Here is a 14,392-nt window from a genome sequence, read left to right on the forward strand (position 1 = left end):
CCGATGCCCGGCGCCCTGTCGCACATCCGCGTCCTCGACCTGTCTCGCATTCTGGCCGGCCCCTGGGCCGGGCAGATGCTCGCCGATCTCGGCGCGGACGTGATCAAGGTCGAGCGTCCGGGTGCCGGCGACGACACCCGCGGCTGGGGGCCGCCCTGGCTCAAGGACGAGCAGGGCGCCGACACCGACGTGGCGGCGTATTACCTGTGCGCCAACCGCAACAAGCGCTCGATCACCATCGACATCACCCAGGCCGAGGGCCAGGCGCTGGTGCGCCGGCTCGCCGCCGAGTCCGACGTGGTGCTGGAGAACTTCAAGGTCGGCGGCCTGGCGCAGTACGGCCTCGACTATGACAGCCTGAAGGCGGTCAATCCGCGCCTGGTGTACTGTTCGATCACCGGCTTCGGCCAGGACGGGCCGTATGCGCCGCGCGCCGGCTACGACTTCCTGATCCAGGGCCTGGGCGGGCTGATGAGCATCACCGGCCGGCCCGACGGCGAGGAGGGCGGTGGCCCGATGAAGGTGGGCGTGGCGCTCACCGACATCCTCACCGGCCTGTACGCCACCAACGCCGTGCTCGCCGCGCTGGCCTGGCGCGAGCGCAGCGGCGAAGGCCAGTACATCGACATGGCACTGCTCGACGTGCAGGTGGCCTGCCTCGCCAACCAGGCGGGCAACTACCTCGCCACCGGGCAGAGCCCGAAGCGGCTGGGCAATGCGCACCCCAACATCGTGCCCTACCAGGATTTTCCGACCGCCGACGGCTACATGATCCTCGCCATCGGCAACGACGGGCAGTTCGCGCGCTTCTGCGCGGCCGCCGGTGCGCCGCAGCTCGCGACCGACGAACGCTTCGCCACCAACCGCGCGCGCGTGGTCAATCGCGCCACGCTGATCCCGCTGCTGAAGAAGCTCACCGTCGAGCGCGGCACCGCGGAGTGGATCACGAAGCTCGAGGCGCTCGCCGTGCCCTGCGGTCCGATCAACACCCTGGCCGACGTCTTCGCCGACCCGCAGGTGCAGGCGCGCGAGATGAAGGTGACGATGCCGCATCCGGTCGCCGGCCAGTTGCCGCTCGTCGCCAGCCCGATGAAGCTCTCGGCCACGCCGGTGGACTACCGCCTGCCGCCGCCGATGCTCGGCGAGCACACCGACGAGATCCTCGCCGCAACGCTCGGTCTCGATGCCGGGGCGATCGCCCGCCTGCGTGCGGACGGCGTGGTCTGAGCCGGAACAAGAACACAGAAGACGAACACAAGGGAACAGCATGAAGATCCTCGTACCCGTAAAGCGCGTGGTGGATTACAACGTCAAGGTTCGCGTCAAGGCCGACGGCAGCGGCGTGGACCTGGCCAACGTCAAGATGAGCATGAACCCCTTCGACGAGATCTCCGTCGAGGAGGCGGTGCGCCTGAAGGAAGCGGGCGTGGCCACCGAGGTGGTGGCGGTGTCGTGCGGCGTGGGCGCCTGCCAGGAGACCCTGCGCGCGGCGATGGCGATCGGTGCCGACCGCGGCATCCTGGTCGAGACCGACGTCGAGCTGCAGCCGCTGGCGGTGGCCAAGCTCCTGAAGGCGGTGTGCGACAAGGAGCAGCCGCAGCTGGTGATCTGCGGCAAGCAGGCGATCGACGACGACGCCAACCAGACCGGCCAGATGCTGGCGGCGCTGGCGGGCTGGCCGCAGGCGACCTTCGCGTCCAAGGTGACGCTGGCCGACGGGAAAGCCGCGGTGACGCGCGAGATCGACGGCGGCCTCGAGACCCTGTCGGTGAAGCTGCCGGCGGTGGTGACCACCGACCTGCGCCTGAACGAGCCGCGCTACGCGACGCTGCCCAACATCATGAAGGCCAAGAAGAAGCCGCTCGACACCGTGAAGCCGGCCGACCTGGGCGTGGATGTCGCGCCGCGTCTGGCCACGCTCAAGGTCGCCGAGCCGCCCAAGCGCAGCGCCGGCGAGCGCGTGGCCGACGTGGCCCAGCTGATCGACAAACTCAAGAACGTTGCGAAGGTGATCTGAACATGGCCATTCTCGTCATTGCCGAACACGACAATCAATCGATCAAGGCGGCCACGCTCAACACCGTGAGCGCGGCCGCGAAGCTGGGCGGCGACGTCCATGTGCTGGTGGCCGGCGCCGGTTGCGCAGCCGCGGCCGATGCGGCGGCGAAGGTCGCCGGCGTCGCCAAGGTGCGGGTGTGCGACGCGCCGCAGTACGAGGCGCAGACCGCGGAGAACGTCGCCGAGCTGGTCAAGGGTCTGGCGGGCGGCTACAGCCACGTGCTCGCGCCGGCGACGCCGGCGGGCAAGAACATGCTGCCGCGCGTGGCCGCGCTGCTGGATGTGGCGCAGATCAGCGACATCGTCGCGGTCGAGTCCGCCGACACCTTCGTGCGCCCGATCTACGCCGGCAACGCGCTCGCCACCGTCAAGAGCGCCGACGCGATCAAGCTGATCACCGTGCGCACCACCGCGTTCGACGCGGCCGAAGCCGGCGGCAACGCCGCGCCGGTGGAGGCGGTCGCGGCGGCGGCCGACCTGGGCGTGACCGCGCTGGTCGGTCGCGAGATCGTCAAGAGCGCGCGCCCCGAACTGGGCGCGGCCAAGGTCATCGTCTCCGGCGGTCGCGGCCTGGGCAGCGGCGACAACTACCACAAGCTGCTCGAGCCGCTCGCCGACAAGCTCGGCGCCGCGCTCGGCGCCTCGCGCGCGGCGGTGGACGCGGGCTACGTGCCCAACGACTACCAGGTCGGCCAGACCGGCAAGATCGTCGCGCCGCAGCTCTACATCGCGGTCGGCATCTCGGGCGCGATCCAGCACCTGGCCGGCATGAAGGACTCCAAGGTGATCGTGGCGATCAACAAGGATCCCGAAGCGCCGATCTTCCAGGTCGCCGACTACGGCCTCGTGGCCGACCTTTTCGACGCAGTCCCCGCGCTCGTTGCGGCGGCCTGAGTCCTACCCGCCTCTCCCCCTCTGCGGCTCGTCCGGTCCGTTTCGACCGGCGGCCGCATTTTTTTCGTCCGCGTTCAGCGGCTTCCTGTCGGCAGGAGACCGTGGATCAGCCGCACCAGCTTGAGTGCCGGGGCCTCGATCTGCTCCACCGGGACCGCCGCGAAGCCGAGGTTCATGCCGGGGCGCCGGTTGGCGGCGTCGATCGCGTAGAGCGACAGCGGCCGCATCACCACGCCCTCGCGCAGCGCCTGCGATGAGAGCAGCACGTCGTCGAGCGGGCGCTCGAAGTGGACCGGGATGTGCAGGCCGGCGAGGCCGCCGGCCGGCGTGGCGATGCCGGCGAGGTGGCGCCGCAGCACCTCGATGAGGCGGTCGCGGCGCTCCTCGTAGATGCCGCGCATGCGGCGGATATGGGTGGTGAAATGGCCGCCGTCGATGAACTCGGCCAGCGCCGCCTGCTCGAGCATGCGGCCCTCGCGGTAGAGCTCGGCGTTGCCGGTGGTGAAGGCCTCGACGAGATCCTCCGGCACCACCAGGTAGGCCAGGCGCAGGCCGGGATACATCACCTTGCTGAAGGTGCCGACGTAGATCACCCGTTGCGCCGCCGACAGGCCGAACAGCGAGGCCACCGGGTGGTCGTGGTAGCGGATCTCGTTGTCGTAGTCGTCCTCGATGATCCAGATGCGGTTCTTCTCGGCGTATTCGAGCAGGCGGAGCCGGCGTTCGAGCGACATCACCGCCCCGGTCGGGTACTGGCTCGAGGGCGACACGAAGATCAGGCGCGGCGGATGGTCCCAGTCCTCGGCCTGCGGATGGATGCCCTGCGCGTCCACCGGCACCGGGTGGATGGCGAGATCGCAGGCGGACAGCACGTTGCGTGCCCCCCAGTAGCCCGGATCCTCCATCCACGCCACGTCGCCGACGTCGGCGAGCATGCGCGCGCACAGGTCGAGCGCCTGGTGCGAGCCGTTCAGGATCAGGATCTGCTGCGGGCTGCACGACATCATGCGGGTCACGCGCAGGTATTCGGCGAGCACCAGCTTCAGCGGCCCGTAGCCGCCGTAGCCGTACTGTGCGAGGTGGCGCTGCTCGAGCCGCATCTGCTTGGCGACCAGCTTGCGCCAGGTGGCGAAGGGAAAATGGGTGACGTCCGGGAAGCCGGGCATGAATGCGCCCGCCTGCACGCGGCTCGACAGCGCATCGGCGGCGATCCGGCACCCCCTTTTCGACAATCCCTCGCTGCGCGCGCCGACCATCCGCCGCGGTTTTTGCTGCGGCGCGGTAGCGGCCACGGCGTCGGAGACGAAGGTGCCCGAGCCCACCCGGCTGTCCAGGTAGCCCTCGACGATGAGCTGGTCGTACACCCGCACCACGGTGTTGCGCCCCAAGGCCAGATCCGCCGCCAGGGTGCGGGTGGGCGGCAGCGCGGTGCCGGGGGCGAGGCGGCGCGCGATGATGGCCTCGCGGATGGCGAGGTAGAGGCGCGCGCGGGCGCTGGACGAGGGCGCCTGTTCCGCATAAGCGTGGGCGATGAGCTCGCAGCTGAGTCGGCAATCCATTGCAGTGCAGCAAAAATTGGTTCTATTAAATTATAAGTAATTGGATCAAGCCTGGGCCAATTCGTGGCCTAGGATTCGATCGCCAGAGCGCACAGCGCCCCTTGCAGGAGACGGAGACAGATGGAAGCGGTCCACAACAGCCAGGCAGCCCACGTCAGCTTTCGCAACGTCCAGAAGACCTACGACGGCGAAACCCTCATCGTGCGGGACCTGAATCTCGACATTCGCCGCGGCGAGTTCCTCACCCTGCTCGGGCCGTCCGGTTCGGGCAAGACCACCTGCCTGATGATGCTCGCCGGCTTCGAGACGCCCACCGGCGGCGAGATCCGCCTCGACGGCGAGGTCATCAACCGGGTGCCGCCCTACCGCCGCAACATCGGCATGGTGTTCCAGAACTATGCGCTGTTTCCGCACATGACGGTGGCCGACAACCTGCGCTTCCCGCTGCGCGTGCGCAAGCTGGCGGCGAACGAGGTCGAGGCGCGGGTGAAGCGCGCGCTCGGCATGGTGCAGCTCGAGGCCTTCGGCAACCGCTACCCGCAGCAGCTCTCCGGCGGCCAGCAGCAGCGCATCGCGCTCGCCCGCGCGCTCGTGTTCGATCCCCAGCTGGTGCTGATGGACGAGCCGCTCGGCGCGCTCGACAAGAACCTGCGCGAGCGCATGCAGCTCGAGATCAAGCACATCCAGCAGAACCTCGGCATCACGGTGGTGTTCGTCACCCACGACCAGAGCGAGGCGCTGACCATGTCGGACCGCATCGCGGTGTTCAACCAGGGGGTCATCCAGCAGATCGACGCCCCCGAGACCCTGTACGAATACCCCGCGAACTCCTTCGTCGCCGACTTCATCGGCGAGAACAACGCGCTCGACGGCACCGTGGTCGCGGTGGCGGGCGAGGAGTGCGACGTGCGCCTGGACTGCGGCACGCTGCTGCGCGCGCGCACCGGCAACGTCGGCGCCGGCGGCCGCACCCGCATCGCGGTGCGCCCGGAGCGCGTGCGGCTCGCCGGGGAGGAGGGCGGCACCAACCGGCTCGACGCCACCGTGCGCGAGCTGATCTATCTCGGCGACCAGATCCGCCTGCGCATCGAACTCGCCGGCAAGCACGAATTCACCATCAAGGCGCCGGTCTCGCAGCTCGACCGCTCGCTGCGCCCCGGCGACGCGATCCGCGTCGGGCTCGATCCGGCGCACACGCGGGCGCTCGACGTGCCCGCGGCGCACTGAGGCATCCGCCCACCGCCGCATCCGCAGTCCCGGCCGGCCGCCGGTCTTCACCCGCAGCACCCACATAACCAGAACCGGAGACACATCATGAAGCACGCCGCATCCTTCCTTCGCGCCGCCGTCCTCGTCGCCCTCGGGGGCGCCGTCGGCACCGCATCGGCCGACATCACCGTCATCTCCTTCGGCGGCGCCTCGCAGAAGGCGCAGGACAAGGCCTACTACGCGCCCTTCACCAAGGCCACCGGGGTCAAGGTCGTCGCCGGCGAGTACAACGGCGAGCAGGCCAAGGTGAAGGCCATGGTCGAGGCCGGCAACGTGACCTGGGACGTGCTCGAGGTCGAGTCGCCCGAGCTGGTGCGCGGCTGCGAGGAAGGCCTGTTCGAGAAGATCGACTTCGCGCAGGTGGGCGACAAGGCCGATTTCGTCCCTGCCGCCGTGAGCGAATGCGGTGTCGGCATCTTCGTGTGGTCGACCGCGCTCGCCTACAACGCCGACCGCCTCAAGGAGGCGCCGACGTCCTGGGCGGACTTCTGGAACGTAGACAAATTCCCCGGCAAGCGCGGGCTGCGCAAGGGCGCGAAGTACACCCTCGAGTTCGCCCTGCTCGCCGATGGCGTGCCGACGAGCGAGGTCTACAAGGTGCTCGCCACCCCGGCCGGTGTCGACCGCGCCTTCGCCAAGCTCGACAAGCTCAAGGCCAACATCCAGTGGTGGGAGGCCGGCGCGCAGCCGCCGCAGCTGCTCGCCTCGGGCGACCTGGTCATGAGCGCCGCCTACAACGGCCGCATCTCCGCCGCGCAGGTCGAAGGCAAGAACCTGAAGGTGGTGTGGAACGGCAGCATCTACGACGTCGATTCGTGGACCATCCCCAAGGGCTCGCCGAACAAGGCGGAGGCGCTCAAGTTCATCCGCTTCGCCAGCCAGCCGGAGAACCAGGCGGTGTTCTCGGGCGAGATCGCCTACGGCCCGGTCAACCTGAAGGCGGTGCCGGCGATCGACGCCAAGGTCGCCGCGGGCCTGCCGACTGCGCCCGCGAACATGAAGGGCGCGATGGCGACCGATACCGAGTTCTGGGTCGAGCACGGCGAGAACCTCGAGCAGCGCTTCAACGCCTGGGCCGCGCGCTGAGCGCTGCCTTCGTCGCATGCCCGTGCGCGGGCATGCCCGTGCCGCCGCGGGCGTCCGGCCCGCGCTGGCGGCCGCAACGCGCGGCCACCGTCTCCATCTGCCCGAACGGACTCGTCCATGAGCACTGCCGTCGACACCTCCGCTGCCGTTCCCTTGCCCGCCGAGGGCAATGGCACGCCGCTGAAGAAGCGCCTGCGCCGCGCCGAGCGCCGCCGCAACCTGCTCTTCGGCGCCCTGATCCTGCCGCTCGCGCTGGTGGTGCTGGTGGCCTTCATCTGGCCGATCGGCTCGCTGCTGACGATCGGTGTCGATAACCCCGAGATCCACGACAACCTGCCGCGCACGCTGGCCGCGCTCGAGGACTGGGACGGTCGCGCGCCACCGGCCGAGGCCGCCTTCCGCGCGCTCGCCGACGAGCTCGCCGCGGCCAAGGGCTCGCCGGCGATCGCCGCGATCGCCAAGCGCCTGAACCGCGAGGACGCCGGCTACCGCAGCCTGGTCATGAAGACCGCGCGCAAGCTGCCGCTCGATCCTGCCGTGCCGGCGCGCGAGGCGCTGCTGGCGATCGACGCGCAGTGGGGCGAGCTCGCCACCTGGCAGGCGATCCACCGCGCCGGCGGCGCGCTGACGCCGTTCTACCTGCTCGCCGCGATCGACCGCACGATCGACGCCGACGGCAACATCGTCGCCGCCCCCGCGGACGAGCGCATCTATGTGGACGTGCTGCTGCGCACCTTCTGGATGAGCCTGGTCGTGACCGTGTGCTGCCTGGTGCTCGGCTTCCCGGTGGCCTACCTGATGGCGAATCTGTCCACCCGCCACAGCAACATGCTGATGGTCTTCGTGCTGCTGCCGTTCTGGACCTCGGTGCTGGTGCGGGTGGCGGCGTGGATCGTGCTGCTGCAGAACGAGGGCCTGGTGAACCGCCTGCTGATGTGGCTCGGCCTCACCGACAGCCCGCTCCAGCTCCTCTTCAACCGCTTCGGCGTGTATGTGGCGATGGTCCACATCCTGCTGCCCTTCATGGTGCTGCCGCTGTACTCGGTGATGAAGGGCATCTCGCCGGTGTATGTGCGCGCCGCGCTCTCGCTCGGCTGCCCGCCCTTCCGCAGCTTCTGGAAGATCTACTTCCCGCAGACCCTGCCCGGCATCGGCGCCGGCGGCCTGCTCGTGTTCATCATGTGCATGGGCTACTACATCACGCCCGCGCTGCTCGGCGGTCCGAAGGAGCAGATGCTGAGCTACTTCATCGCCTTCTACACCAACCAGACGATCAACTGGGGCATGGCCGCCGCGCTTTCCGCGGTGCTGCTGGCGGCGACCCTGCTGCTGTACATGGTCTATGCCCGCTATCTCGGGCCGACCCGGGTCAAGTACATGAAGGCGCGCTGAGGACGACGACGATGCTGCAACCCTACGCTTCGCCCGTGGAACGGGCATGGTATTACGGCATGCGCGGGCTGGTCGGGCTGATCCTGGCCTTCCTGTTCCTGCCCATCCTGGTCATCGTGCCGCTGTCCTTCAACGCCGACAGCTTCCTGATGTACCCGATGTCGGGCTTCTCGCTGCGCTGGTACGAGGAGTTCGCCACCTCGCCGGCCTGGCGCCAGGCGCTGATGAACAGCCTGATCGTGTCGCCGCTCGCCACCCTGCTGGCGATGGTGCTCGGCACGCTGGCCTCGATCGGCCTGGTGCGCGCCGATTTTCCCGGCAAGGCGCTGCTCACCGCGGTGCTGATCTCGCCGATGGTGGTGCCGGTGGTGGTGATCGGCGTGGCGATGTACATCTTCTTCGCCCCGCTCGGCCTCACCGGCAGCTACACCGGCCTGGTGCTGGCGCATGCCATCCTCGGCGTGCCCTTCGTCGTCACCACGGTGACCGCGACGCTGCAGGGCTTCGACTTCAACCTGGTGCGCGCGGCCTCCAGCCTTGGCGCCAACCCGCTCACCACCTTCTTCCGCGTCACCCTGCCGATGGTCGCGCCCGGGATCATCTCGGGCGGCCTGTTCGCCTTCGCCACCTCCTTCGACGAGGTCGTGGTCACGCTCTTCCTCGCCAGCCCCGAGCAGGCGACGCTGCCGCGGCAGATGTTCGCCGGCATCCGCGAGAACATCAGCCCGACCATCGCGGCAGTCGCGACCATCCTGATCGTGCTGTCGACGCTGATGCTGATGACGCTCGAATGGTTGCGCCGGCGCGCCGAGCGCATGCGTGGCGCGCGCCGCTGAGCGCCGCGCTCGCGCCACCCCCGGCACCGACTCCAAGAACCCAAGCTTTCCCCCGACCACCCGACGGACCCCGACCATGAGCCTGAACCTGAAAGATCCCGACCTCTTCCGCACCCGCTGCCATGTCGATGGGCAGTGGATCGACGCCGACGACGGCGCCACCACGAGCATCCGCAACCCGGCCACGGGCGAGGTGCTCGGCACCATCCCGCGCATGGGCGCGGCCGAGACCCGGCGCGCCATCGCGGCCGCCAACGCCGCATGGCCGGCGTGGCGTGCGCTGACCGCCGGCGCGCGCGCGAAGATCCTGCGGCGCTGGTTCGAGCTCATCCTCGCCAACCAGGAAGACCTCGCCGTGCTGATGACCAGCGAGCAGGGCAAGCCGCTCGCCGAGGCGCGCGGCGAGGTGCTCTACGCCGCCTCCTTCATCGAGTGGTTCGCCGAGGAAGGCAAGCGCATCTACGGCGACGTGATCCCCGGCCACCAGCCCGACAAGCGCATCGTCGTCACCAAGGAGCCGATCGGGGTGTGCGCGGCGATCACGCCGTGGAACTTCCCCGCGGCGATGATCACGCGCAAGGCCGGCCCGGCGCTCGCGGCCGGATGCACGATGGTGCTCAAGCCCGCCACGCAGACGCCGTACTCGGCGCTCGCGCTGGCGGTGCTCGCCGAGCGCGCGGGGATTCCCAAGGGCGTGTTCAGCGTGCTCACCGGCGGCGCGGCCGAGATCGGCGGCGAGCTCACCGCCAACCCGATCGTGCGCAAGCTCACCTTCACCGGCTCCACCGAGATCGGCGTCAAGCTGATGTCGCAGTGCGCGCCGAGCGTCAAGAAGCTCTCGCTCGAGCTCGGCGGCAATGCGCCCTTCATCGTCTTCGACGATGCCGACCTCGACGCCGCGGTCGAGGGCGCGATCGCTTCCAAATACCGCAACACCGGCCAGACCTGCGTGTGCGCCAACCGCCTGCTGGTGCAGGACGGTGTGTACGACGCCTTCGCCGCCAGGCTCGCCGCCGCGGTGGCGCGCCTGAAGGTGGGCAACGGCCTCGCCGAGGGCAGCACCCAGGGCCCGCTGATCGACATGAACGCGGTGGCCAAGGTCGAGGAGCACATCGCCGACGCGGTGGAGAAGGGCGCGCGCGTGCTCGCCGGCGGCAAGCGCCACGCGCTCGGCGGCAGCTTCTTCGAGCCCACCATCCTGGCCGACGTGACCCCGGCGATGAAGGTGGCGCGCGAGGAGACCTTCGGCCCGGTGGCGCCGCTGTTCCGCTTCAAGGACGAGGCCGAGGCGATCCGCATGGCCAACGACACCGAGTTCGGCCTCGCCGCCTATTTCTTCGCCAACTCGATGAACCGCGTGTGGCGCGTCGCCGAGGCGCTCGAGTACGGCATCGTCGGCATCAACACCGGAATCATCTCGACCGAGGTCGCGCCCTTCGGCGGCATGAAGTCCTCCGGCCTCGGCCGCGAAGGTTCCAAGTACGGCATCGAGGACTACCTCGAGGTCAAGTATCTGTGCATGGGCGGCGTGCAGTGAGCCGCCGTCCCCCCCAAGCGAATCGACAGGAGACACCCATGAACGCCAACACCATCCCCCCCGGCCTGCACAACGCCGACTTCATGGCCCGTCGCGCCGCCGCGCTGCCGCGCGGCGTGGGCCAGGCCCACCCGCTGTTCGCCACCAAGGCCCTCAATGCCGAGGTGTGGGACGTCGAAGGCCGCCGCTTCATCGATTTCGTCGCCGGCATCGCCGTGGTCAACACCGGTCACTGCCACCCGCGCGTGGTCGCCGCGGCGCAGGCGCAGCTCACCCACTTCAGCCACACCTGCTTCCAGGTCGTGGCCTACGACGGCTACCTGCGCCTGGCCGAGCGCCTCAACGCGCTCGCCCCGGGCGATGCGGCGAAGAAGACCATGCTGGTGAGCACCGGCGCCGAGGCGGTCGAGAACGCGGTCAAGATCGCGCGCGCCTTCACCGGCCGCCCGGGCGTGATCGCCTTCAACGGCGCGTTCCACGGCCGCACGCTGCTCGCGCTCGGCCTCACCGGCAAGGTCGACCCCTACAAGCTCGGCGTCGGCCCCTTCCCTGGCGAGATCTACCATGCCCCCTATCCCTGCGCGTTGCACGGCATCAGCGTGGAGGACGCCATCCACGGCATCGAGCTGCTGTTCAAGAACGACATCGAGGCGCGTCGCGTCGCCGCCTTCATCGTCGAGCCGGTGCAGGGCGAGGGTGGCTACTACCCCGCGCCCGCCGAGTTCCTGCAGCGCCTGCGCGCGCTCGCCGACAAGCACGGCATTCTGCTGATCGCCGACGAGATCCAGTCCGGCATCGGCCGCTGCGGCAAGATGTTCGCGGTCGAACACAGCGGCGTGGTGCCCGACATCATCACCCTGGCCAAGGGCCTCGGCGGCGGCTTCCCGGTCGCGGCGGTGGTGGGCCGTGCCGAGGTCATGGACGCGCTCGCCCCGGGCGGCCTCGGCAGCACCTATGCCGGCGCGCCGATGGCCTGCGCCGCCGCGCTCGCCGTGCTCGACGTGATGGAAGAGGAGAAGCTGTGCGAGCGCGCGCTCGCGATCGGCGAGCACATGCAGCGCCGCCTGCGCGACATGGCGGCGCGCCACAAGTGCATCGGCGACGTGCGCGGCCTGGGCGCGATGGTGGCGGTGGAGTTCTTCCACGATGGCGACCATGCGCGTCCGGCGCCGGAGATCGCCAAGGCGGTGATCGCCGCGGCGCTGCAGCGCGGCCTGTTGCTGCTGTCCTGCGGCAGCTACGGCAACGTGCTGCGCCTGATGGTGCCGCTCACCATCGAGCAGGCGGTGCTCGACGAAGGCCTCGACCTCCTCGCCGCGGCGATGGACGCCGCGGCCTGATCGGGGTCGGACCTGTGCGCCGGGGAGCGCTGCGGAGTCAGCGCCCCTCGGCCGCGAGCAGCGCCGCGACGTGCTCGCCGATCGCGAGCGCCGCGGTGAGGCCGGGCGATTCGATGCCGTAGAGATGCACCAGCCCCGGCGTGCCATGCGCCGACGGGCCGTCGATGCGGAAGTCGGCGTCGGGCTCGCCGGGGCCGACGATCTTCGGGCGCACGCCGGCATAGCCCGGCTGCAGCCGCTGCGCGTCCAGGTCCGGCCACCAGCGCCGGATCGCGCCGGCGAAACGCTCCACGCGCGTTGGATCCACGGTGTAGTCCGGCGCGGCGATCCACTCCACGTCGGGACCGAACTTCGCCTGTCCGCCCAGATCCAGGGTCAGGTGCACGCCCAGCCCGCCCGGCTCCGGGATCGGGTAGATCAGGCGCGAGAACGGCGCCTTGCCCGCGTAGCTGAAATACACCCCGCGCGCGTAATGCGCCTGAGGCGCCTGCGCAGAGGCCGGAGCCAGGATCGCGCGCCCGAGCGCCGGCGCATCCAGCCCCGCGGCGTTCACCACCCGCTTTGCCTTCAGCGCGGTGGCGGCCTCGCCTCCGATGCGCAGCACGATGCCGTCGGCCTCCGCGCGGCCCTCCAGCACCGGGCTGCCGAGCGCCAGCATCGCGCCATGGCGCTCGGCCTCGCCGAGCAGCGACCGCATCAGGCCGTGGCTGTCGACGATGCCGGTCGAGGGCGACAGCAGCGCGCCGAGGCCGGCGAGCGCAGGCTCGAGCGCGGTGAGCTCGGCGGCGTCGATCCGGCGCAGGTCGTCCACGCCGTTGGCGCGCGCGCGCTCGGCGATCGCCTGCAGGGCCGGCGCCTGCGCCGCGGCGCTGGCGACCACCAGCTTGCCGCAGCGGGCGTGGCTGACGCCGTGCTGCGCGCACCAGGCGTAAAGGCGGTGGCGGCCCTCCACGCACAGGCGGGCCTTGAGCGAGCCGGGCGGGTAGTACAGCCCGGCGTGGATCACCTCGCTGTTGCGGGCGCTGATGCCGGTGCCGAAGGCGGTCTCGCGCTCGATCACCACCACCTCGCGTCCGTCGCGGGCGAGGCTGTATGCGCAGGCGAGGCCGACCACGCCGGCGCCGATCACGACGGTATCGACGGTTTCCATGGGGCTGGGATGGCTGGACGCGTGTGCGCGCGCTGGCCGGAAGGGTTGCGGAGCGGCTGTTGTAGCAGATCGCCGGCGTCGCGCGGAAGAGGGGGAGGCCCTGAGGGGCCGCAATTGCAGGGGATTCGACGAGCGCAAGCGGCAGCCGGCGAGGTTCGCCTATCAGGGAAAACGCCGAGCACCATGGTGGTGCGCTGGGGGTGGGGGTGTTGTTAAAGTGTGGCTGTCCATCGATGGGCAGATAATCGATATTTATTCCAAGGAGGAGTCATCGATGAAGTCCCTGATCCGCAAGTGTGCCCTCGGCACCGTGTTCGTCGCCATGACCACCGCGGCCACGGCCGCCACCTTCGTGAACGTGCTGACCGGCGGCACCAGCGGGGTGTACTACCCGCTCGGCGTCACCCTGTCGCAGATCTACGGCGAGATCATCCCCGACAGCAAGGTCCAGGTGCAGGCCACCAAGGCCTCCGCGGAGAACCTCAACCTGCTGCAGGCCGGCCGCGGCGAGATCGGCTTCTCGCTCGCCGACTCGGTGTCCGACGCCTGGAAGGGCAACGCCGACGCGGGCTTCACCAAGCCGCTCGAAAAGCTGCGCGCGATCGCCTCGGTCTACCCCAACTACATCCAGATCGTCGCACTGGCCGACGCCGACGTGAAGACGCTCGCCGACCTCAAGGGCAAGCGCATCTCGGTCGGCGCGCCGCGCTCGGGAACGGAGATCAACGCGCGTGCCATCCTGAAGGCCGCGGGCCTCTCCTACGCGGACTTCGCCAAGGTCGAATACCTGCCCTTCGGCGAATCGGTCGAGCTGATGAAGAACCGTCAGATCGACGTCACCCTGCAGTCGGCCGGCCTCGGCGTGGCGGCGCTGCGCGACCTGTCGGCGGCGGTGAAGGTCAACTTCGTGCCGGTGCCGGCCGAGGTGGTGGCCAAGGTGGGCGACCCCGCCTACCGTGCGGCCGCGGTCCCGGCCAACACCTACGAGGGCCAGGCCGCCGAGGTGCCGACGGTGGCGATCAACAACCTGCTCGTGACCAACGACAAGGTCTCGAACGAGGTCGCCTACCAGATGACCAAGGGCCTCTTCGACAACCTCGAGCGGCTGGGCAACTCGCACTCCGCCGGCCGCCAGATCAAGCTCGAGAAGGCGGTCGAAGGCCTGCCGATCCCGCTCCATCCGGGTGCGGAGAAGTTCTATCGCGAGAAGGGCCTGATCCAGTAAGCCCTCTCGCCCGCCGCCCGGGTGCGCATCGCCGCGCCTGGGCGGG

Annotated in this window: 12 protein-coding genes; 10 read left to right on the forward strand and 2 right to left on the reverse strand. The window is 69.8% G+C overall.

What is annotated here, in order from left to right:
- Positions 1-3 precede the first annotated feature (3 nt).
- Genes PO78_RS03800 through PO78_RS03810 form a run of 3 tightly spaced genes read left to right on the forward strand, consistent with a single transcriptional unit; the run spans position 4 to position 2,952 of the window.
- Positions 4-1,227 carry a CaiB/BaiF CoA transferase family protein gene (locus PO78_RS03800; protein WP_043742092.1) on the forward strand — a complete coding sequence of 408 codons (1,224 nt, stop codon included), beginning with the start codon at positions 4-6 and terminating at the stop codon, positions 1,225-1,227.
- Between the two features lie 40 nt (positions 1,228-1,267).
- Complete coding sequence (locus PO78_RS03805) at positions 1,268-2,017, forward strand: electron transfer flavoprotein subunit beta/FixA family protein (protein WP_012584435.1); 750 nt, start codon at positions 1,268-1,270, stop codon at positions 2,015-2,017.
- 2 nt (positions 2,018-2,019) lie between these two features.
- Entirely contained in the window at positions 2,020-2,952 is a 933-nt protein-coding gene (locus tag PO78_RS03810; RefSeq protein ID WP_043742094.1) for an electron transfer flavoprotein subunit alpha/FixB family protein, read from the forward strand.
- Positions 2,953-3,026: 74 nt separating this feature from the next.
- On the opposite strand, the gene pdxR is transcribed toward PO78_RS03810, so the two are convergent.
- Complete coding sequence (pdxR, locus tag PO78_RS03815) at positions 3,027-4,511, reverse strand: MocR-like pyridoxine biosynthesis transcription factor PdxR (protein ID WP_004308175.1); 1,485 nt, start codon at positions 4,509-4,511, stop codon at positions 3,027-3,029.
- 120 nt (positions 4,512-4,631) lie between these two features.
- On the opposite strand from pdxR, the gene PO78_RS03820 reads away from it, so the two are divergent.
- The 6 genes from PO78_RS03820 (at position 4,632) to gabT (ending at position 11,971) form a co-directional block, all read left to right on the forward strand.
- Entirely contained in the window at positions 4,632-5,738 is a 1,107-nt protein-coding gene (locus PO78_RS03820; protein ID WP_043742097.1) for an ABC transporter ATP-binding protein, read from the forward strand.
- Positions 5,739-5,825: 87 nt separating this feature from the next.
- Positions 5,826-6,866, forward strand: a complete 1,041-nt coding sequence (locus tag PO78_RS03825) for an ABC transporter substrate-binding protein (protein WP_043742098.1) — start codon at positions 5,826-5,828, stop codon at positions 6,864-6,866.
- A gap of 117 nt (positions 6,867-6,983) precedes the next feature.
- Positions 6,984-8,258, forward strand: a complete 1,275-nt coding sequence (locus PO78_RS03830; RefSeq protein WP_012584440.1) for an ABC transporter permease — start codon at positions 6,984-6,986, stop codon at positions 8,256-8,258.
- Between the two features lie 11 nt (positions 8,259-8,269).
- Positions 8,270-9,094, forward strand: a complete 825-nt coding sequence (locus PO78_RS03835) for an ABC transporter permease (protein ID WP_004314498.1) — start codon at positions 8,270-8,272, stop codon at positions 9,092-9,094.
- A 76-nt stretch (positions 9,095-9,170) separates the two neighbouring features.
- Positions 9,171-10,631 carry an NADP-dependent succinate-semialdehyde dehydrogenase gene (gabD, locus tag PO78_RS03840; RefSeq protein ID WP_043742100.1) on the forward strand — a complete coding sequence of 487 codons (1,461 nt, stop codon included), beginning with the start codon at positions 9,171-9,173 and terminating at the stop codon, positions 10,629-10,631.
- Between the two features lie 38 nt (positions 10,632-10,669).
- Positions 10,670-11,971: a 4-aminobutyrate--2-oxoglutarate transaminase gene (gene gabT, locus PO78_RS03845; RefSeq protein WP_043742103.1), complete on the forward strand. Its 1,302-nt coding sequence runs from the start codon at positions 10,670-10,672 to the stop codon at positions 11,969-11,971.
- Positions 11,972-12,008: 37 nt separating this feature from the next.
- On the opposite strand, the gene PO78_RS03850 is transcribed toward gabT, so the two are convergent.
- Positions 12,009-13,121 (reverse strand): NAD(P)/FAD-dependent oxidoreductase, encoded by a 1,113-nt coding sequence (locus PO78_RS03850; protein WP_043742105.1) that lies wholly within the window; start codon positions 13,119-13,121, stop codon positions 12,009-12,011.
- 274 nt (positions 13,122-13,395) lie between these two features.
- Here PO78_RS03850 and PO78_RS03855 point away from each other — a divergent pair, with 274 nt between their 5' ends.
- Positions 13,396-14,346, forward strand: a complete 951-nt coding sequence (locus PO78_RS03855; protein WP_052484353.1) for a TAXI family TRAP transporter solute-binding subunit — start codon at positions 13,396-13,398, stop codon at positions 14,344-14,346.
- Positions 14,347-14,392: the final 46 nt, after the last annotated feature.

This window comes from Thauera sp. SWB20 (genome assembly GCF_000831325.1).
GTDB classification, from domain to species: domain Bacteria; phylum Pseudomonadota; class Gammaproteobacteria; order Burkholderiales; family Rhodocyclaceae; genus Thauera; species Thauera aminoaromatica.